The organism is Mesorhizobium sp. M0522, from assembly GCF_040321085.1.
In the GTDB taxonomy this organism is placed as follows: Bacteria; Pseudomonadota; Alphaproteobacteria; order Rhizobiales; family Rhizobiaceae; genus Mesorhizobium.
On the sequence record NZ_JAMYQW010000007.1, the window covers coordinates 77,325 to 95,933 of the forward strand.

19 protein-coding genes are annotated in these 18,609 nt (G+C 62.6%); 5 read left to right on the forward strand and 14 right to left on the reverse strand.

Going from position 1 to position 18,609, the window contains the following annotated elements:
- Positions 1-181: 181 nt before the first annotated feature.
- The 10 genes from NKI58_RS11210 to rpoZ all read right to left on the reverse strand — a co-directional run bounded on the left by NKI58_RS11210 (position 182) and on the right by rpoZ (position 8,796).
- On the reverse strand, positions 182-886 hold the full coding sequence (locus NKI58_RS11210) for an antitoxin Xre/MbcA/ParS-like domain-containing protein (protein WP_352785843.1): 705 nt from the start codon (positions 884-886) through the stop codon (positions 182-184).
- A gap of 367 nt (positions 887-1,253) precedes the next feature.
- Entirely contained in the window at positions 1,254-2,180 is a 927-nt protein-coding gene (era, locus tag NKI58_RS11215; RefSeq protein ID WP_352826601.1) for a GTPase Era, read from the reverse strand.
- Positions 2,177-2,902, reverse strand: coding sequence for a ribonuclease III (gene rnc / locus NKI58_RS11220; RefSeq protein WP_023677766.1), 726 nt, complete (start codon positions 2,900-2,902; stop codon positions 2,177-2,179). Before rnc ends, era begins: the two co-directional genes overlap by 4 nt.
- Before the next feature lie 4 nt (positions 2,903-2,906).
- Positions 2,907-3,656, reverse strand: coding sequence for a signal peptidase I (gene lepB / locus NKI58_RS11225; protein WP_352471047.1), 750 nt, complete (start codon positions 3,654-3,656; stop codon positions 2,907-2,909).
- A gap of 77 nt (positions 3,657-3,733) precedes the next feature.
- The gene (gene acpS, locus NKI58_RS11230; protein WP_352826600.1) at positions 3,734-4,147 is read right to left on the reverse strand and encodes a holo-ACP synthase; all 414 of its coding nucleotides are present in this window, start codon (positions 4,145-4,147) and stop codon (positions 3,734-3,736) included.
- A complete protein-coding gene (locus NKI58_RS11235) occupies positions 4,144-4,725 on the reverse strand; it encodes a DUF2062 domain-containing protein (protein ID WP_023677769.1) in 582 nt (193 codons plus the stop codon). Before NKI58_RS11235 ends, acpS begins: the two co-directional genes overlap by 4 nt.
- A gap of 230 nt (positions 4,726-4,955) precedes the next feature.
- Positions 4,956-5,366, reverse strand: a complete 411-nt coding sequence (locus NKI58_RS11240) for a VOC family protein (protein WP_352826599.1) — start codon at positions 5,364-5,366, stop codon at positions 4,956-4,958.
- Between the two features lie 42 nt (positions 5,367-5,408).
- Positions 5,409-5,987 carry an orotate phosphoribosyltransferase gene (gene pyrE, locus NKI58_RS11245; protein ID WP_352826598.1) on the reverse strand — a complete coding sequence of 193 codons (579 nt, stop codon included), beginning with the start codon at positions 5,985-5,987 and terminating at the stop codon, positions 5,409-5,411.
- Positions 5,988-6,054: 67 nt separating this feature from the next.
- The gene (locus tag NKI58_RS11250) at positions 6,055-8,283 is read right to left on the reverse strand and encodes a RelA/SpoT family protein (RefSeq protein ID WP_023677772.1); all 2,229 of its coding nucleotides are present in this window, start codon (positions 8,281-8,283) and stop codon (positions 6,055-6,057) included.
- Positions 8,284-8,394: 111 nt separating this feature from the next.
- Positions 8,395-8,796 carry a DNA-directed RNA polymerase subunit omega gene (gene rpoZ, locus NKI58_RS11255; protein ID WP_023677773.1) on the reverse strand — a complete coding sequence of 134 codons (402 nt, stop codon included), beginning with the start codon at positions 8,794-8,796 and terminating at the stop codon, positions 8,395-8,397.
- Between the two features lie 278 nt (positions 8,797-9,074).
- Here rpoZ and NKI58_RS11260 point away from each other — a divergent pair, with 278 nt between their 5' ends.
- On the forward strand, positions 9,075-9,656 hold the full coding sequence (locus NKI58_RS11260; RefSeq protein ID WP_023677774.1) for a LabA-like NYN domain-containing protein: 582 nt from the start codon (positions 9,075-9,077) through the stop codon (positions 9,654-9,656).
- Entirely contained in the window at positions 9,653-10,330 is a 678-nt protein-coding gene (locus NKI58_RS11265) for a uracil-DNA glycosylase (RefSeq protein ID WP_245274739.1), read from the forward strand. Before NKI58_RS11260 ends, NKI58_RS11265 begins: the two co-directional genes overlap by 4 nt.
- 30 nt (positions 10,331-10,360) lie before the next feature.
- Here the strand turns inward: NKI58_RS11265 and NKI58_RS11270 are convergent, their stop codons facing one another.
- The 4 genes from NKI58_RS11270 to dapA all read right to left on the reverse strand — a co-directional run bounded on the left by NKI58_RS11270 (position 10,361) and on the right by dapA (position 13,210).
- The gene (locus NKI58_RS11270) at positions 10,361-10,882 is read right to left on the reverse strand and encodes a hypothetical protein (RefSeq protein WP_352826597.1); all 522 of its coding nucleotides are present in this window, start codon (positions 10,880-10,882) and stop codon (positions 10,361-10,363) included.
- Positions 10,883-10,988: 106 nt separating this feature from the next.
- Complete coding sequence (locus NKI58_RS11275) at positions 10,989-11,717, reverse strand: GH25 family lysozyme (protein WP_352569836.1); 729 nt, start codon at positions 11,715-11,717, stop codon at positions 10,989-10,991.
- Between the two features lie 106 nt (positions 11,718-11,823).
- Positions 11,824-12,303: an SsrA-binding protein SmpB gene (gene smpB, locus NKI58_RS11280; RefSeq protein WP_023768487.1), complete on the reverse strand. Its 480-nt coding sequence runs from the start codon at positions 12,301-12,303 to the stop codon at positions 11,824-11,826.
- Positions 12,304-12,328: 25 nt separating this feature from the next.
- Complete coding sequence (gene dapA / locus NKI58_RS11285; RefSeq protein ID WP_352490891.1) at positions 12,329-13,210, reverse strand: 4-hydroxy-tetrahydrodipicolinate synthase; 882 nt, start codon at positions 13,208-13,210, stop codon at positions 12,329-12,331.
- Between the two features lie 326 nt (positions 13,211-13,536).
- On the opposite strand from dapA, the gene NKI58_RS11290 reads away from it, so the two are divergent.
- The 3 genes from NKI58_RS11290 (at position 13,537) to NKI58_RS11300 (ending at position 18,415) form a co-directional block, all read left to right on the forward strand.
- Positions 13,537-15,576: a lytic transglycosylase domain-containing protein gene (locus NKI58_RS11290; protein ID WP_352853231.1), complete on the forward strand. Its 2,040-nt coding sequence runs from the start codon at positions 13,537-13,539 to the stop codon at positions 15,574-15,576.
- 356 nt (positions 15,577-15,932) lie between these two features.
- Positions 15,933-16,826, forward strand: coding sequence for an alpha/beta fold hydrolase (locus NKI58_RS11295; protein ID WP_352785821.1), 894 nt, complete (start codon positions 15,933-15,935; stop codon positions 16,824-16,826).
- Positions 16,827-17,113: 287 nt separating this feature from the next.
- Positions 17,114-18,415, forward strand: coding sequence for an IS4 family transposase (locus NKI58_RS11300; RefSeq protein ID WP_352853202.1), 1,302 nt, complete (start codon positions 17,114-17,116; stop codon positions 18,413-18,415).
- Positions 18,416-18,609 lie beyond the last annotated feature (194 nt).

Here is an 18,609-nt window from a genome sequence, read left to right on the forward strand (position 1 = left end):
CTCCATGTTTCACAAATATCACTTCATATTTTCTTCACATTTCCCGCCGGCACAAACGAGACACTGTCACAATTGCACAAAAATATACTTATGCCATTAGCCGTAAAACCGATCGTAATCCGACATACATTTCTTCTACGTGTTCTTTTTTTGGAATAGACTTCTAACGTTGGCAGCGAGATCAAGCCGACTTCGCCATCGCTGCGTTCTGTGCGGCAAGAACGACTTCCGCCACCAGATCCCGTTTGAGCATTTCAATGGGAATACGTCCGGCGAGGCCGGGCGTGGGGCCGATCAGCCACGACCAGGCATGCCGTGGATCGGGCATCGCGGATAACACTTCCTTGATACCCGGCGCCGGCCTGCCATCGATGAACTGGGCCAGGGGAAATACATGTTTGCGGCCACCGGTGCGCAACGCAACGACCGTGCCGCTCCGCTGCCAGCGATGCAGGGTCGAGCGCGATATGCCGAGATTTTGCTGCAGGAACGTCGACCCGGCGACGCGACCGGCCCAGTCCTCGACCCGCATCGAGTCGAGGTCGCCCGTTCCGGCCAGGCGTTGGATGTCTGCCCCTTGGCCTTCGTGCGCCGTCGACAGATGCGTCCGGGCACGGCGTTCCGCAGCTTCGGCTGCCAATATCCGCACGAAACGCGACGCCATGCCGGGTAATCTTTCCTGCATGGTGTCGATCGCACTGATGTCGGTCGGCGCAAGCAAAGCGACGGCGGCGGCAACGGCGCCGGCGACCCTGCCCGCTGCAACGACCGCATCGCTGTTCGTCACCTTGCCTTGCCGCGCCAGCACGCGCTCGATCTCAACAGCGACGGCGTTTGCAAACTCGATCTGACGGATGGGGTCGATGCGATTCCAAGTCCCGGTCATGTCCTGATCTGGCTGTTTGCCTGCCGGTTCCGGTTTGCTCGGAAGCGGGTCTTTCGCACAGCCTATAGGCAGGGTGTATGACGGAGAGACGACAAACGGTAACCATGCACGATCGCATTATCGGCAGGTGTTCCAGCCGTCCCAGCTGGCCTGTTTGCATGAAATATCGGAAATTTCTCAGAACCCGCTCAGGATTTCCCGTCGCGCCGGTACCAATGAGGAACGGGTCGACGACGTGGTCGACGCATGGCCTCCCGGAATGACTCGGCCGTTGTTCAAAATGCAAAGTCGACCAAGCGGGCAGCCCGGCGACCGCTCAGAATCCTGAGGCGGCCAACAGGCCGCTCTGCGGATCGCCCAAACAGGCTCAGTGCGGAAATTCGAGCCCCATTTCGCGGTAGCGCTCGGGATCGTCGCCCCAGTTCTCGCGCACCTTGACGAACAGGAAGAGGTGCACCTTCTGCTCGAGTATGCCTGCGATTTCCATGCGCGCGGCCTGGCCGATGGCGCGGATCGTCTCGCCCTTATGGCCGAGCACGATCTTCTTCTGGCTGTCACGCTCGACATAGATTGTCTGGTCGATGCGCACCGAGCCGTCCTTCTTCTCTTCCCATTTCTCGGTCTCGATGTGGGAGGAATAAGGCAGTTCCTGATGCAGCCTGAGATAGAGCTTTTCGCGGGTGATCTCGGCCGCAAGCTGGCGCATCGGCAGGTCGGAGATCTGGTCCTCCGGATAGTACCAGGGGCCGGCCGGCAAGGTCTCGGCGAGATAGTCGAGCAGGTCCTTGCAGCCGGACCCGGTCAGCGCCGAAACCATGAAGGTGCGCTTGAACGGCACCCTTTCGTTGGCTGCCGCCGACAATGCCAGCAACGTCTCGTGCTTGACCCGATCGACCTTGTTGAGGATCAACACCATCGGCTGTCGGACATCCTTCAGCCGATCGAGGATAGCGTCGGCATCGCCCCGGATGCCGCGCTCGGCATCGATCAAGAGAAGCACGATATCGGCGTCCTTGGCACCGCCCCACGCTGTGGTCACCATCGCGGTGTCCAGCCGGCGCTTCGGCTTGAATATGCCCGGCGTGTCGACGAAGACGATCTGCGCGTTGTTGTGGGTGGCAATGCCGCGCACGATAGCGCGCGTGGTCTGCACCTTGTGCGTCACGATCGACACCTTGGCGCCGACCAATTGGTTGACCAGCGTCGATTTCCCCGCATTGGGCGCGCCGATCAGCGCGACGAAGCCGGAGCGGGTAGCGGGAGCTTCTGTTGCCGGAGCTTCGGTGGCGGTCATGCGGCACTCCCTTGATCGAGCCAGACGCCTTCCCGCTGCAGAAGTGCCGCGGCTGCAGCCTGCTCCGCCTCGCGCTTGGAGCGCCCGCTGCCGGTCGCCGGCGGATAGGCGCCAACCTTGACACTGACGGTGAACAGCGGATCGTGGTCCGGTCCCTCGCGGCTGTCGATTATGTAAACCGGCACTGCGCCTGCCGCCTGATGCGCCCATTCCTGGAGTTCGGTTTTCGCATCGCGACGGGCGGCGTCAATGGCTTGCGAGCGCGGCTGCCAGTATCTGTGGATGAAGGCACGGGCCGCTTCCAACCCTCCGTCGAGATAGAGCACGGCGATCAGCGATTCCAATGCATCGGCGCGCAGATTGACGCGCTTGCGCCCGTCGAGGCCGCGTACGTCCGAACCGGCGCGAATAAGTTCCGGCAGGCCGATCTCCTCGGCAATTTCCGCCAAGGCTTCAGCGTTGACCAGAGCGTTCAATCTCAGCGACAGCTCACCCTCGGCGGCGTCGGGAAATGCCGCCAGCAGCATATCGGCAACGACAAGGCCGAGAACGCGGTCGCCCAGGAATTCGAAACGTTCGTAGTCGATGCCGGCGTGACTGCCGCGAGCGCTGGCATGGGTCAGCGCCCGCTGCAGGCGCTGATGGTCGCCAAAACTGTGGCCGGTGCGCTCCCTGAGCGCCTCGGCGAGCGCATCGGCGGTCAGCCGTTTCGTCGCCGCCATGGCCCTAATTGACGAAATGGAACAGGCGCGAGGCGCGCATCAGTGACGGCCATTTCCAGATTTCGAGCGGGCTGGCGCTGCCGCCGATCGAGAAGAAAATGAGGTTGGCGCGGCCGACCAAATTCTCGTCCGGCACGAAGCCGACGGTGAAGCGGCTGTCCGACGAGTTGTCGCGATTGTCGCCCATCATGAAATAGTGACCGGGCGGCACCTTGAACTCTTTGGTATTGTCGCCGATCGAAGCCTGCGTCAGGTCGAGCGTGTCGTAGCTGACGCCGTTAGGCAGCGTCTCGCGATAGACATCGACCGGCCCGTTCTCCTCGGTGATGTCGCGGTTGTCGATTTGCCCGACCTTGACGCGCGGCACGCCCACGTCGTTGATGAAGAGCTGGCCATCCTTGACCTGGATCTTGTCGCCCGGCAGGCCGACGACGCGCTTGATATAATCGACAGAAGGATCCGGCGGAAACTTGAACACCACCACGTCGCCGCGCTTCGGCTCTGAGCCCCAGATGCGGCCCGAAAAGATGTTCGGCCCGAACGGCAGTGAATAGCGGGAGAAGCCGTAGGACCACTTGGTGACGAAGAGATAGTCGCCTTCGAGCAAAGTCGGCCGCATCGACCCGGACGGGATCGAGAACGGCTGGAACAGGAGCGTGCGGATGACCAGCGCAAGCAGCAGGGCCTGGACTATGACGCTGACGGTTTCGCCAAGTCCGCCGGATTTCTTCTGGGTTTTTTCAGCCACGCTCATGTCGTCCTCGATTGTGCGTTGGATGGTATAGAGTCTCGGCGCGCGCTGGGCAACGTCATGCCGGTGGTCAGATGCAATCAATGTGGCGCTTCTTCGACCGGCAACGCTTCAATGATCACAAAGGCTTGAGCGAGCGGAAAATCATCGGTGATGGTGAGGTGGATCACCGGGCGGTGCCCTTCAGGCAGAATTTCGTCCAGCCGCGCGGCCGCCCCATTGGTCAGCGCCATGGTCGGCTTGCCGCTGGCCAGGTTGACGACCCCCATGTCGCGCCAGAACACACCCTGCGCCATACCGGTACCCAATGCCTTGGCGCAGGCTTCCTTGGCAGCGAAACGCTTGGCGTAGGAGGCCGCACGCGCCGCGCGGTTTTCGGAGCGCGCCTGTTCGATCTCGGTGTAGATGCGCTGGATGAAGCGCTGGCCATGGCGTTCCAGCGACTTCTCGATGCGTCTGATGTCGATGAGGTCGCTGCCGATACCGATAATCATTCGGCAGGAACTTCCGGCCCGGTTTTTCCAGCCTTTGCCGCTCTTTCGGCCAGCCGCTTGCGGCGCTGCTCGTGGAAAGTGACCATGCCCCAGCGGGTGATGCCGTAAAACAGCAGGCCGAAAACCAGGCCGAGCGGTATTGCGCCGATCGTCATCGGCTTCAGCACCGGTCCCCACAATTGCGCAAAGGAAAGATTATGCAGCATGTCGCCGAGATGCGCGGGCGGGCCATGCGCCGGCAGGTGTTCATGCAGGATCAGCTTGCCGACCTCCCAGGAGGCGGCCCATAGCAGCGGAAAGGTCAGGGGGTTGCCGAAGACCGTGCCGAGTGCTGCCGCGACCAGATTGCCGGCGATCAGCCAGCACAGGATGGCAGCAATGATGAAGTGAAAGCCAAGCGGGAAAAACGACGCGAATACGCCCGCCGCAACACCGGCGGCCACGGCATGCGGCGTGGCCCTAAGCCGCAGGATGCGCTTGGAAAAATACCGCAGCGAGCGCGAGAACGAGCGGCGCGGCCACAAATAAGTACGCACCCGCTCGAAAAAACCATCAGGCTTGCGCCGTCGAAAAAGCACTCTGTTCCTGTTCCTAGTTCCATCGATGGCTTCGCACCGGCCTTTCCAGCCAGGCGCGACAGCCTATGCTGCGCTCTGCGGTCGCCGAAAAGCAACTACGACTTTGATATAGCGATGCGCTGGCCGAAGAACAACGAGGCCGAGGGCATCCGCTCGGTGGCCGGTCGCGCCAGCCCTGGGTATCGCCGTTCTGAACAGGGCATGATCGCGGCGAATTTAAGGAGCGTCACTTAGGATCGATATTCGCTGACCTCGACGAGGTTGCCGTCCGGATCGCGGAAATAGACCGACATCATCGCGCCCCGGGCGCCGACACGCTCGACCGGGCCGACCTCTATCACCACACCATTGGCGGCGAGGTTGGCACATATCTCGGCGAGCGGCTGGGCAGCAATCAAGCAGAAATCTCCGGAGCCCGGCGTCGGCGCCTTGGCCTTCGGCTCGAAGGTACGCCCGACCTGATGCACATTGATCTTCTGCGTTCCAAACAGCAGCGCCGTTGGTCGGTCCGGCTCGTCGAGGCGCTTGAAGCCAAGCACCCGCTGATAGAAGGCGCAGGTATCGTCCACCGAACGAACTGTCAGCACGAAATGATCGATGCCGGCAATCACGGCAGCGCCTCTTGACTTGTTTTTATGCATGTCGTTGTCCCAAAACCGCCGCACACTTTTGGGCGACATGCATTAGATATTGCGGCTGCCCGGCTTGATCGCCGGTATGGCGGCGAGCTCGGGCGGCAGCATGTCGGCTGGATAGGCCGGAACTTCATATTCGGCGAGCGCGATCAGCGGCACGCCGACATCGGTCTTGCCGGCCGAGCGGTCGATGATGCATGCGGCGGCAACGACTTCGGCGCCAAGGCCGCGCAGGCAGTCGATGGTCTCGCGGATCGACAGACCGGTGGTGACGATGTCCTCGACAATGACAACGCGCGATCCCTTGGCGATCTCGAAACGGCGCAGCCTGAATTCGCCCCCTTCCCGCTCGACCCAGATCGCCGGCGCACCAAGATGGCGCGAGGTCTCATAGGCCGGGATCAGCCCGCCGATCGCCGGGCCGACGACGTAGTCGATCCTGCCGGGCACGTCAGTGCGGATCTTTTCGGCGAGCGCCTTGCACAAGCGCTCGGTCTTGTCGGCATGCATGAAAACGCGCGCCTTCTGCAGGAAGACCGGGCTGCGCAGGCCCGACGTCAGGATGAAATGCCCTTCGAGAACGGCGCCGGCCTCGCGGAAAATGCCCAGCACTTCATCGGTGTTCATCGTTCACTCCATGTCCATGGTAAATGGTAGTAGGGTAGTGAGAGCACCCTCATTCACTATTCACTATTCACCCATTCACGCGCCTTGCATCGCTGACGCTCGAATTGTCCTTTAGCTGCGACAGCAGCCGGTTCAAGTGCTTGAGGTCCCACACTTCAAGATCGATCAGCATTTCGGTGAAATCGGGCGCGGTGCGCACCATCGACAGAGTGTGGATATTGGCGTCGTTGGATGCGACTACCTGTGCAATGTCGGCCAGCGAACCCGGCGCGTTGATGGCGGTGACCGAGACGCGCGCCGGGAACCGCTCCTTGGTGCGCTCGTCAATATCCCAGCGCACGTCGATCCAGCGCTCGGGCTGGTCGTCAAAGGCCTGCAGCGCCGGCGACTGGATCGGATAGATGGTGATACCGGTTCCCGGCTGCACGATGCCGACGATGCGATCGCCTGGCACTGCCCCCTCCGGCGCGAAGCGCACCGGCAGATCGCCGCGCACACCGCGGATCGGCACCGCGTCGTCGCGCGGCTGGTTCTTGTCCTTGCGTGCGGCGCGGCCCGGAATCTGGAACAGCATGCCGGCGGCGTTGCGGATCTTCGACCAGCCCTCCTCGCGCTGCTTGGGCGCGACCAGCGTGACACGCTCGTCCTTGTAGTCGGGAAACACCGCCTTCATGACATCGGTGGAGGCAAGTTCGCCTCGGCCGACCGCGGCCAGTACATCCTCGATGTCCTTGCGCGCCAGCCGGTGCAGCACCGGCTTCAGGCTTTCCTTGGTGAAGGTCTTGCCAGAGCGTTCGAAGGCGCGCTCCAGGATGCGGATACCGAGACCCGAATATTGCTTGCGAATGGCATTCTTGGTGGCGCGGCGGATGGCCGAGCGTGCCTTGCCGGTAACGACCACCGATTCCCACGCCGCCGGCGGGACCTGCGCCTTCGAGCGGATGATCTCGACCTCGTCGCCGTTCTTCAGCTCCGTCATCAGCGGCATGATGCGGCCATTGACCTTGGCGCCGACGCAAGTGTCGCCGACGTCGGTGTGGACGGCATAGGCAAAGTCGATCGGCGTGGCGCCGCGCGGCAGCGCGATCAGCATGCCCTTCGGCGTGAAGCAGAATACCTGGTCCTGAAACAGTTCCAGCTTGGTGTTTTCGAGGAAGTCCTCGGGATTGTCGCCTTCGGCAAGCTGCTCGATGGTGCGCCGCAGCCAGGCATAGGCATTGGTTTCCTTCGAGATCGCATGGGCGGCACCATTCATCTTGCCACCGGTATCCTTATAGATCGAATGAGCCGCGACGCCGTATTCGGCGATCTTGTTCATTTGATAGGTGCGGATCTGCAATTCGACGCGCTGGCGCGACGGGCCGACGATGGTGGTGTGGATCGAGCGGTAGTCGTTCTGCTTCGGCGTCGAGATGTAATCCTTGAAGCGGCCGGGAACCATCGACCAGGTGGTGTGGATGGCGCCGAGCGCGCGGTAACAGTCCTCGACCGTCTCGACAACGACGCGGAAGCCGAAAATGTCGGACAGCTGCTCGAACGACAGCGCCTTGGCCTCCATCTTGCGGAATACCGACCACGGCTTCTTCTGCCGGCTCTTGACCTCGGCCTTGATCGAATATTTGTCGAACAGCGTGGAGAGCGCCTTCTCGATCTCCGACAGCACGCCCTTGTTTCGCTCGAAGATTTCGGCCAGCCGTGCGGTGACGGCGCGGTAGGCTTCCGGATTGATGAAGCGGAAGGCAATCTCTTCCAGCTCCTCGCGCATGCCTTGCATGCCCATGCGACCAGCCAGCGGCGCGTAGATGTCCATCGTCTCTTCGGCGATGCGCAGGCGCTTGGCTTCCGGCACATGGTCGAGCGTGCGCATATTGTGCAGGCGGTCGGCGAGCTTGACCAGAAGCACGCGCACGTCTTCCGAGATCGCCAGCAACAGCTTGCGCAGGTTCTCCGCCTGCTCGGCCTTTTTCGAGACGAGGTCGAGCTTCTTCAGCTTGGTCAGGCCCTCGACCAGCTTGCCCATTTCCGGGCCGAACAATTCGTCGATCTCGGCCCTGGTCGCCGTGGTGTCCTCGATCGTGTCGTGCAGCAAGGCAACGGCGATCGTCGCCTCGTCCATGTGCATTTCGGTGAGGATGGCGGCGACTTCGAGCGGATGCGAGAAATACGGGTCGCCGGAGGCGCGTTTCTGGTGGCCATGCTTCTGCATGGCGTAAACATAGGCCTTGTTGAGCAGCGCCTCGTTGACGTCAGGCTTGTAGCGCTGCACGCGCTCGACAAGCTCATACTGACGCATCATGGGCGGGATCTCGCAATGCTGAAATGAATCATGCGCCGCACTGGCGTACGGCGCATGTCATAGATAGCCACGAAACTGCCGACGCGAAAGTGTCGGCAGTTGTCGGTAAGATCAATAATCGTCGCTTTTTTCCGGCGGCACCAGGCCTTCGATGCCGGCCAACAGGTCTTCTTCGGTCATGCGATCGAAGGTGACGTTGTCCTCGGCGTCGTCGGCATCGGTGGCCGCAACGGCGCTGCCGGTCTGGTCGGCAATCGCCTCGCCATCGGCCTCCGGCTCATCGACCTCGACATGCTTCTGCAGCGAATGGATGAGATCTTCCTTGAGGTCATCCGGCGACAGCGTCTCTTCGGCGATTTCGCGGAGCGCAACGACCGGGTTCTTGTCGTTGTCGCGCGGTACGGTGATCTGCGCGCCCTGGCTGATCTGACGGGCGCGGTGGCCGGCCAAGAGCACCAGCTCGAAGCGGTTGTCGACCTTGTCGATGCAATCTTCAACGGTTACGCGGGCCATGAGTTGCCCCTTTCATGCCTGGATTTGATGGAAAACAGGCGCGGTCCATAACCCGAACGCCGCCAAAATACAAGCTTTTATGGCGGTGCGCAGCTCTGACGCGGGCCGCCTGCGACGACACAGCGCCGATCACAATTGCTTGCGGTGCGGCATGGTGCCTTGGATTGCCGTAAAACTGGCGTTATCTCGAACGATGAAGGCCAACAGGTCTATTATCAGACCGGCCGATAGTCGCCACCCATTTAGACGACCGCTTATTTCGAAAAAGGACATTTTCCATGTTCGATCCTCGTGAAAAAATCGCTCTCTTTATCGACGGTGCCAATCTCTACGCCACCTCGCGCGCGCTGGGCTTTGACATCGATTACCGCAAACTTCTGGCGAGCTTCCAGAAACGCGGCTATCTGCTGCGCGCTTATTACTACACCGCGCTGGTCGAGGATCAGGAATACTCCTCGATACGGCCGCTGATCGACTGGCTCGACTATAACGGCTTCAAGGTGGTGACCAAACCGGCCAAGGAATTCACCGACTCGACCGGCCGGCGCAAGATTAAGGGCAATATGGATATCGAGCTGACCGTCGATGCGCTCGAGCTTGCCGATGTCGTCGACCATTATGTCATCTTTTCGGGCGACGGCGATTTCCGCACGCTGGTCGAGGCGCTGCAGCGGCGCGGGCGCAAGGTGTCGATCGTCTCGACCATGGCTTCGCAGCCGCCGATGATCTCCGACGATCTGCGCCGCCAGGCCGATCATTTCATCGACTTGATGACGCTCAAGAATGAAGTCGGCCGCGATCCGTCGGAGCGGCCGGTGCGCCGGCCCGAACCGGCCGAAGTCGACGAGGAAGACTATTGACGGTCGTTGCCTTGACCGCACCCCTGGTCGTCTCCCCCGAACCCGATCGCGATTGCCCGCTCTGCCCGCGGTTGCACGACTTCATCGCCGAGTGGCGGCGGCGCGAGCCGTCCTGGTTCAACGCGCCGGTGCCGACCTTTTTGCCGCCGGAAGGCGAGGATGCAGTGCGTCTGCTGATCGTCGGGCTGGCGCCGGGCCTGCGCGGGGCAAACCGGACGGGGCGTCCCTTCACCGGCGATTTTGCCGGCGACCTGCTCTACAACACGCTGATCGCGCACGGCTTTGCGCGCGGCGAATTCAAAGCGCGACCGGATGACGGGCTGGAGCTTGTCGGTACGGCGATTACCAATGCGGTGCGCTGCGTGCCGCCGGACAACAAGCCGGTTGGCGCCGAGATAGCGACCTGCCGGACGTTCCTGGTGCCGACGATTGCGCGGTTTCCAAATCTGCGCGCCGTGCTGGCGCTTGGCTCGATCGCGCACCAGTCGACCGTGCGGGCGCTCGGCCAACGCGTTGCCGCCTATCCGTTCCGGCATGGTGGGCAGCAGCAGGCCAATGGCATCACGCTGTTTTCCAGCTATCATTGCTCGCGCTACAACACCAATACCGGCGTGTTGACGGAAGCGATGTTCGTCAACGTCTTCAGTCAGATAGAAGCTTTTCTGAAGACATAGAGTCGGACGAGGCCCGCCAGGGCACGAGCCCTAGATTCGGGCGATCGCGAACAACCAGGCCAGGAGATCCAGCAACCACAGAAACAGTGCAAGCTGCAGCGCGACGCGCAGGCGTTGGATGATCCGCCAATTGCTGGCCATGTCGGATTTGATGCGCAGCGCAAGCGCTCGGTGCATCCCGTCCAGGGTTGCGGGAGGGTGCTGATCGACGAAGTCCTGGAGCAGCTTCTCTGGATCGAAACGGAACGTATAGTTATAATACGGCCACACCATAATCGCGACCAGCAGCCCGATAAGAAAAAGCAATGTCAGCGCCAGCCAGTCCCAAGGCCCCACGCCATCCAGGAGCGCCCTGCCTCCAAGGAGAGAACTCGCGAACGCGGTTGCGAAGATCAGATTGCCGGCGCGCGTATTGAGACTTTCAACCACGCCCTGCTGGTGCTGGAGGCCACGCACCGCCTCCGCATAGACAAATGTTAGGCGGGGGTCGCCGCCGTCCGTCGCAGCAGGCGGGGCGTTGCTGTCATTGGTTGATGAAGGGCGCTCCGGCATCAAACGTCCTTAGCACGGCGCCGCCTGCGATATGAATAGCCACATGGGGAAGCTTCGTCGCTCTGTCTTCGTGCCATCGAGGGTGTTTTGGTGGACGGGAATAGCATCAATCCGACGCTGTCGCTTCAGGCGCTGCGGCAAACAATGCGGCCAGCGTCGCAGGTCCGCCCTGGAGAACATTCAGGTCGACGTCGCCGCTGATGCCGTCGACGCGGCCCCGGTTGTGATACTGCCAGTAGATCCAGTTGTCATGGCCCGGCCGCAGCGCCAGCGAACGCAGCCAGCGCGGGCGGCTGGCTAGCTGCCCGGCATAGGCTTGCGCCGCCTCGTCGGTCACATAGAGGATCGCCGTCTTGCCGAACGCCGCCTCGACCGGGCCGAGGAAGGCGGAGAGTTCGGCGCTCAGCTGTTCGGGAGTTGGCCGCTGCGGGCAATTGCCGCCGAACTCGATGTCTACCACCGGCGGCAGCAAAGGCTGATCGTGCGGCACCACCGAGATGAAGTTGCGTGCCTGATCCGCACCCGGTCTGCAGAAGGTGAAGAAATGATAGGCACCGACGGCAAGACCGGCGGCGCGGGCCGCGCGCAAATTGGCGGCGAAGGCATCGTCGACATGATCGCCGCCTTCCGTCGCCTTGATCACGGCGAAGGCGACATCGTCGGCGGCAACACGCCGCCAGTCGATCTGCCGCTGATGATGGGAGACGTCGATGCCCCTGACCGGATATTTGCCGCGGTCCGGAGAAAACGTCTGGAAGTAGGTATAGCCGCCGGCCAGAACGAGGCCCGCCACGAGCAGACCGGCCGCGCCCCATAAGACGATCCGGTTTTTCAAACGAGACCTATCCCTTTTGGTCCGCCCTGCCCGCCGCTATGGCTCCGGGCGTTCGTCGCTCTAAAAGCCAAATCGCTGGCTTTTCCTCCGCTTCGCGGACCGCTCCTCACCCTCGCTCCTTCAGCAGCCGGCCCTTCTCGCGCGACCAGTCGCGCTGCTTTTCGGTCTCGCGCTTGTCGTGCAGCTTCTTGCCGCGGCCAACGGCGAGCAGCAGCTTGGCACGGCCTTGGTCGTTGAAGTAGATCTTCAGCGGCACCAGCGTCATGCCTTCGCGGTCGACGCTTTGCGCCAGCTTGGCCATCTCGCGCTTGTTGAGCAGCAGTTTGCGGCGGCGGCGCGGCTCATGGTTGAAGCGGTTGGCCTGCAGATACTCCGGCAAATAGGAGTTGATCAGCCAGATCTCGCCGCCCTCGACCGAGGCGTAGCTGTCCTGGATATTGGCCTGACCCTGGCGCAGCGATTTCACTTCCGTACCGGTCAGCACCAGGCCGGCCTCGATCGTGTCGAGCACCTCATAGGAAAACCGCGCCTTGCGGTTTTCCGCAACGGTCTTGTTGTTGGGATCGGCTTTTCTGACTTGATTCATGATGCGGAGAGGTGGCGCCTCATCCTTAGTTTATCAAGCCGGCGTGCTTCATCGCCGCGTCGATCTTCTCGGCGGTCGACGGCTCGACCGTCATTAGCGGCGAGCGCAGCACGTTCTCGACCTTGCCCAGCTTCGACAGCGCATATTTCGCGCCGGAAACGCCGGGCTCCATGAAAATCGCCTTGTGCAGCGGCAACAGACGGTCCTGCAGGTCGAGCGCCTTGGCGCTGTCGCCGGAAAGCGTTGCCTCCTGGAATTCAGCGCAAAGCCTGGGTGCGACATTTGCCGTCACCGAAATACAGCCGACGCCGCCATGCGCGTTGAAGCCGAGCGCCGAGGCGTCTTCGCCGGAGAGCTGGATGAAATCCTTGCCGCAGGTGGCGCGCTGCTCCGAAACCCGCTCGACCTTGCCGGTGGCATCCTTGACGCCGACGATGTTCTTGAAGTCGTGCACCAATTGCCCCATCGTCTCCGGGCTCATGTCGACCACCGAGCGCGGTGGAATGTTGTAGATGATGATCGGCAGGCTGGTCGCCTTGGCGACGGCGGCGAAATGCGCATAGAGGCCGCGCTGCGTCGGTCTGTTGTAATAAGGCGTGACGACAAGGGCCGCGTCGGCGCCCGCCTTCTCGGCATACTGGACCAGGCCGACCGCCTCGTCGGTGTTGTTGGAGCCGGCGCCGGCGACGACCGGAACCCGGCCCTTGGCGACCTCGATGCAAACCTTGACGACTTGGCGGTGCTCGTCATGCGACAGCGTCGGCGACTCGCCGGTGGTGCCGACAGGGACCACGCCCGTCGTGCCTTCGGCGATCTGCCAGGCGATGAACGCGCGAAAGGCTTTCTCGTCGAAACGGCCGCTCTTTTCGAACGGTGTGACGAGCGCGGTCAGCGAGCCTCTTAGCATGTCGTCCAACTCCTTGGGACTAGCGCATGACCCCGAAAATCGCAGTCGATTTCGGAAAGGATCATGCGCCAAATTTAAATTGCTACAGCGTCCTTTGCGCGTCTGAGAAGACGCGCGGCGCTGTAGGTGTTTGTCGTGCGCGCCTTCTAGCCGAAAGCGAAGCGGCGCACCATAGTCTCGACATTGTTGCGCGGCAAGCATTGCGCCAGCAATTGCAATTCGAACGACCTCGATAAGGTTTCTTTACGGGCCCTTCATCACAGACGAATAGGCTGCAGTTCATCTGTGCCAGCTGTAGCATCGAAGAATAGGAAATGACCAAATCCATGCCGACTAGGCGGCCTCATCTTTTCGCGCTTCTCGGCGCGATCGTTGTGCTGATCCCTGGCGCGGCGATCGGCGGCAGCGTCGATGGGCAGGTCACGTCGGCGATCCCGATGACGGAGCCGCAGAACGATGCACTGCAGCAGTCCCCTTCGCCATCCGCCAGCGTCGCGGCGCTGAAGAGCGGTCTCGATGCGCTGGCGGCAAACGACATTCAGCGCGCGCGCCAGGTGCGCGAAGCGCTGCCGGCCAAATCGCTCGATCGGCACATCCTTGCCTGGGCGATTGCGCTCTATGGCGGCGACCAGGTGCCGAGCGGCGACATCGCCGATGCCGCGAAGATGCTGCCGAACTGGCCGGGCACGATCGCCTTGCGCAAGAACAGCGAGCGCGCGCTCTATCGCGAGAACCCCGCGCCACAGGTGGTGGTGCGGGCGTTCGACGGCAGCCAGCCGCTGACCTTCGAGGGTGTGGTGATCCTAGCCCGCTCCTATGTAGCGCAGGGCGATACGAAGGCGGCGCGCTCGGTGCTGTCGCCATTCTGGCGCACCGAAAAGCTCGAAGCCACGAACGAGGCGGCGGTCATCCGCGAGTTCGGCGCGCTGATCCCGGCCGCCGACCATCGCTTCCGCATGGAGCGCATGTTCTATGCCGATCGGGTCGCTTCGGCGCTGCGCGTCGCCGGTCTCGCCGGCGCCCAGCAATTGGCCGATGCCTGGGCGGCAGTCACCAAAGGCGACAAGAACGCGGCCAAGCTGCTGAAGGCGGTGCCGGCAGCGCAGCGGGCGGCCGGCTATCTGTTTGCCGAAGCCGAATATCTGCGCAAGCAACAGAAATTTTCCGATGCCGCCGCGCTGGTGCTGAAGGCGCCGGGCGACCGCGACGCTCTGGTCGATCCGGACGCCTGGTGGGTCGAACGCCGGGTGCTGTCGCGCGAGCTGGTCGACCAGGGCGACATGAAGACCGCCTACAGAATAGTCGCCGCGCATGCCGCCGAAAGTCCCGCCAATGCTGCCGAGGCGGAATTCCATGCGGGCTGGTACGCGCTGCGCGGCCTCAACGACCCGAGCACCGCCGCCAAGCATTTTGCGCAAATCGCGGAGCTCGCCCAAGGGCCGATGTCGCTGTCGCGCGCCTATTACTGGCTCGGCCGTGCCGCCGAACTCGGCGGTCCCGGCAGTGCCAAGGATTATTTCAGCCGCGCCGCCAGCTACGGCACGACCTTTTACGGCCAGCTCGCAGGCGAGCGCGTCGGCCGGCAGACCCTCAACATCGTCTACCCGCAGCCAAGTGCCGCCGACCGCCAGAATTTTGCCACCCGCGAGGCGGTCAGCGCCATCGAGCGGCTGCAGCAGGCAGGCTATGACCGCTATGCCGAAACCCTCTACCGCGACCTTGCCGGGCAGTTGAGCAGCCCCGGCGAACTGGCGCTGCTTGCGATGCTGGCGGAAAGACAAGGCAACCATTTCATGGCGCTGAAGGTCGGCAAGATCGCCGGCGCACGTGGCATCGACGTCGGCGCGCTGTCGCATCCGCTCGGCGTCATTCCCGACACCGCCAACATTTCCGGCTCGGGCAAGGCGCTGGCCTATGCGATTGCCCGCCAAGAAAGCGAGTTCAACATCGGCGCCGTCTCCAGCGCCGGCGCGCGAGGACTGCTGCAGCTGATGCCAGGCACGGCCAAGCAATTGGCGAAGAAGGCCGGCATGACTTTCTCGCAGGCCCGGCTGACCACCGATGCCGGCTACAATGCGACGCTGGGCGCTGCCTTTCTCGGCGAGCAGCTCGGCCGCTTCGACGGCTCCTACGTGCTGACCTTCGCCGGCTACAATGCCGGCCCCACCCGCGCCGCCCAGTGGGTGGCGAAATACGGCGATCCGCGCGGCAAGGACATCGATGCCGTCGTCGACTGGATCGAGCGGATTCCCTATACGGAAACAAGAAGTTACGTCCAGCGCGTGATGGAGAATTACGAGGTCTACAAGATGCGTATCTCCGGCAAGTACGATATTGTCGGAGATCTGGTGAACGGCCGGGGGTGACGAGCGGGCTTCAAACCAAGTTTGTCGGTCACGTCGTATTTTGTTCTTGCTTTGTGCCGGCAGCTATGCTACTAATTTCTGTATGGTGCTGATTCGCACCGGCGACCCGCCCGATGAGGCGGGTTTTTCGTTTCAAGGCTTTGAAGTTCCGATGTTGCCGGCGTGAGGTTGGCGGGGACGGCGCCCCTCTGTCCCGCCCTCCTTGCCACGACTTGGCATCTCCCCCTCAAAGGAGGAAATTGGCCGGCACTACCTCTTTCGCTAATCTCCAATGGCGGCGCCTTCCCTATTTGACCCTACCTGCCCCTCGCCTGTAGCAGTCGAAACGATCCGGCGGTGAGAGGAACGGAGTCTACATGCCAACCGAGCAGGGTTTTTCCGACTTCTTCTACGCCGCGCCGGACGGGCTGTCCCTGCACGCCCGCATCTACGGCGAGGCGAATTCCGGCCGCTGGCCAGTCGTTTGCCTGCCCGGCCTGACCCGCAATTGCCGTGACTTTCACGAATTGGCGCTTTATCTGTCGGCGCAGGCGAAGCGCAACGTCGTCGCCTTCGACTATCGCGGGCGCGGGCAGTCCGCCTACGATGCCGATATCGGCCATTACAATATCGGCATCGAGGCGGGCGATATCCTTGCCGGATTGGCGGCGCTGAACATCGAGAAGGCAGCCTTCATTGGGACGTCGCGCGGCGGACTGATCATCCATGTGCTCGGGGCGATGCGGCCGGCCGTGCTGAAGGCCGTCGTTCTCAACGACATCGGCCCGGTGATCGAGTCGCAAGGTCTCGCCCATATCCGCTTCTATCTTGATCCCGCGCCCAGGCCGAAGACGTACGCAGAGGTGGTCCGCGGCTTACGCAGCACCCATGGTGCGGATTTTTCGGCGCTGACCGATGCGGATTGGGAGCGGATGGCGTCAGCTCTCTACCGCGAGACCGAAGAGGGATTTTTGCCCGATTTCGATCCGAGACTGGTCGACACGCTGGCAGGCCTGGACCTCACCCGGCCGCTGCCCGATCTGTGGCCGCAGTTCGACGCACTAGCGGCCATCCCGATGCTCGTCATACGCGGCGCCAATTCGAAGCTGCTGTCCGCCGAAACGCTCGAGCAGATGCGGACGCGCCATACCGATATCGAGACGATCACCGCCGACGGCCAGGGGCATGCACCGTTTTTGGAGTCCGGGATCCTGCCGGGCAGGATCGCTGGTTTTTTCGATCGGGCGGAGCGGCGGGGTGGCAGGAAGTAAAGCTCAAGATCAAATAACCACCTTGAAAGCTTTACACGGACCTATTTAGTGGTGACAAATTGTCGAAGTCGGTGCCCACGTTTCTCCCTTCTCCCCCTGTGGGCTAGCGTGCGCACACATCTGCTTCGGAGAGGTGTCAAGGGAGTTTTGGTTGGGTAGCAGGTTTGGCCTGCGGGGTTGGAATCATGTGTGATTCTGTAGCTGCCATTGTTGATTCGGGAGGTTTCGACGATGGCACCGCTACTTGGATACTTCGGCGACCTGCGCCTGCAAAAAAGGGGAGCATGGTGCTGGATCGCATGTGCACGCGCGTCAGCGTGGGCCTGCGCAGGCTGGCCGATACGCGCGCGGAACAAGTTGCGTTCACGCGGCTGTTTCGCAATCCCCAGGTGACGGTGCAGGAGATCGTGCGCACGGCAGCGGCGCGAACGGGCGAGGCGGCGGCCGGCCGCCATGTGCTGATCATCCAGGACAGCAGCGAGATCAACTATGAGGCCAAGGCCTCGCGCAAGCGCGGCCTCGGGCGTGTCGGCAACGGCAAGGATGTCGGGCTGTTCGTCCACCCGGCGCTGGCCGTGGATGCCGCCGACGGTTCCGTGCTGGGGCTTGCGGCTGCCACGATCTGGCGGCGCCGGGGGCAGAAGGCGCACGACTACCAAGCCCTGCCGATCGAAGCCAAGGAAAGTTACAAATGGATCGCCACCGCCAAGGCGGCCCGCCAGGCGCTGACCGACACGCCGCTGGCTACCGTGATCGGCGACCGCGAGGCCGACATCTACGAAGTACTGGCAAGGCTGCCTGACGAGCGCACGCATGTGCTCATCCGCGCCGTGCGCGACCGGGCTCTGGGTGAGCAGGGCGGCCGTCTGTTCGGCGAGATCGCCAAAACGCCGGAAGCCGGCCGGATCGCCTTCGAGCTGCAGGCGCGTCCCGGCCGACTGGCGCGCAAGGTGCAACTGGCCGTCCGCTTCGCCGAGGTCGCCTTGCGCCAGCCGCACCTTGGTGCCGACCGCCGCGATCCGCGCGAGATCACGCTCAACATCGTCGAAGTGCGCGAGATCGATCCGCCTTCGCCCAAGGAGGCGGTGATCTGGCGACTGTTGACCACTCACACGGTCAAAACGCTCGCCGACGCTTGCCGCATGGTCGATCTCTACCGGTTGCGCTGGACCGTCGAACAGCTGTTCCGAACCGTGAAGTCGCAGGCCATCGATCTGGAGGAAAGCCTGCTTGCCGATGGTGAGGCACTCGAACGGCTGGCCGCGACCGCGCTGATCGTCGCCGTCAGGGTCATGCAACTCGTGCACGGGCGCGATGCCGCCGGCCGCACCTTCAAGGCCGCTCGCCTCTTCAGCCCCGCCGAGATCACCGTGCTGGAGGCGCTGATTGCCAGACTCGAAGGCAAAACCCAAAAGCAGAACAACCCGCATCCGCAACACACGCTCGCCTGGGCCGCCTGGTGCATCGCCCGGCTCGGCGGATGGAACGGCTACGCAAAGGAGCGGCCGCCAGGCCCCGTCACCTTCTCCAATGGGCTAAAACGCTTCCACGCCATCGCCGAGGGCTTCGCTCTTGCAAATCCAAACTAATCCCCGCCAAATCAGATGTGTGCGCACGCTAGCCCCCTGTGGGAGAAGGTGGATTGGCGCGTAGCGCCAAGACGGTTGAGGGGTGTTGGAAGAAATGAGGCGTTGGCGTTCCCTGGAACACCCCTCATCCGACCGAGCTGCGCTCGGCCACCTTCTCCCACAAGGGGAGAAGGGAGAGCCGTACGCGAGCCAGA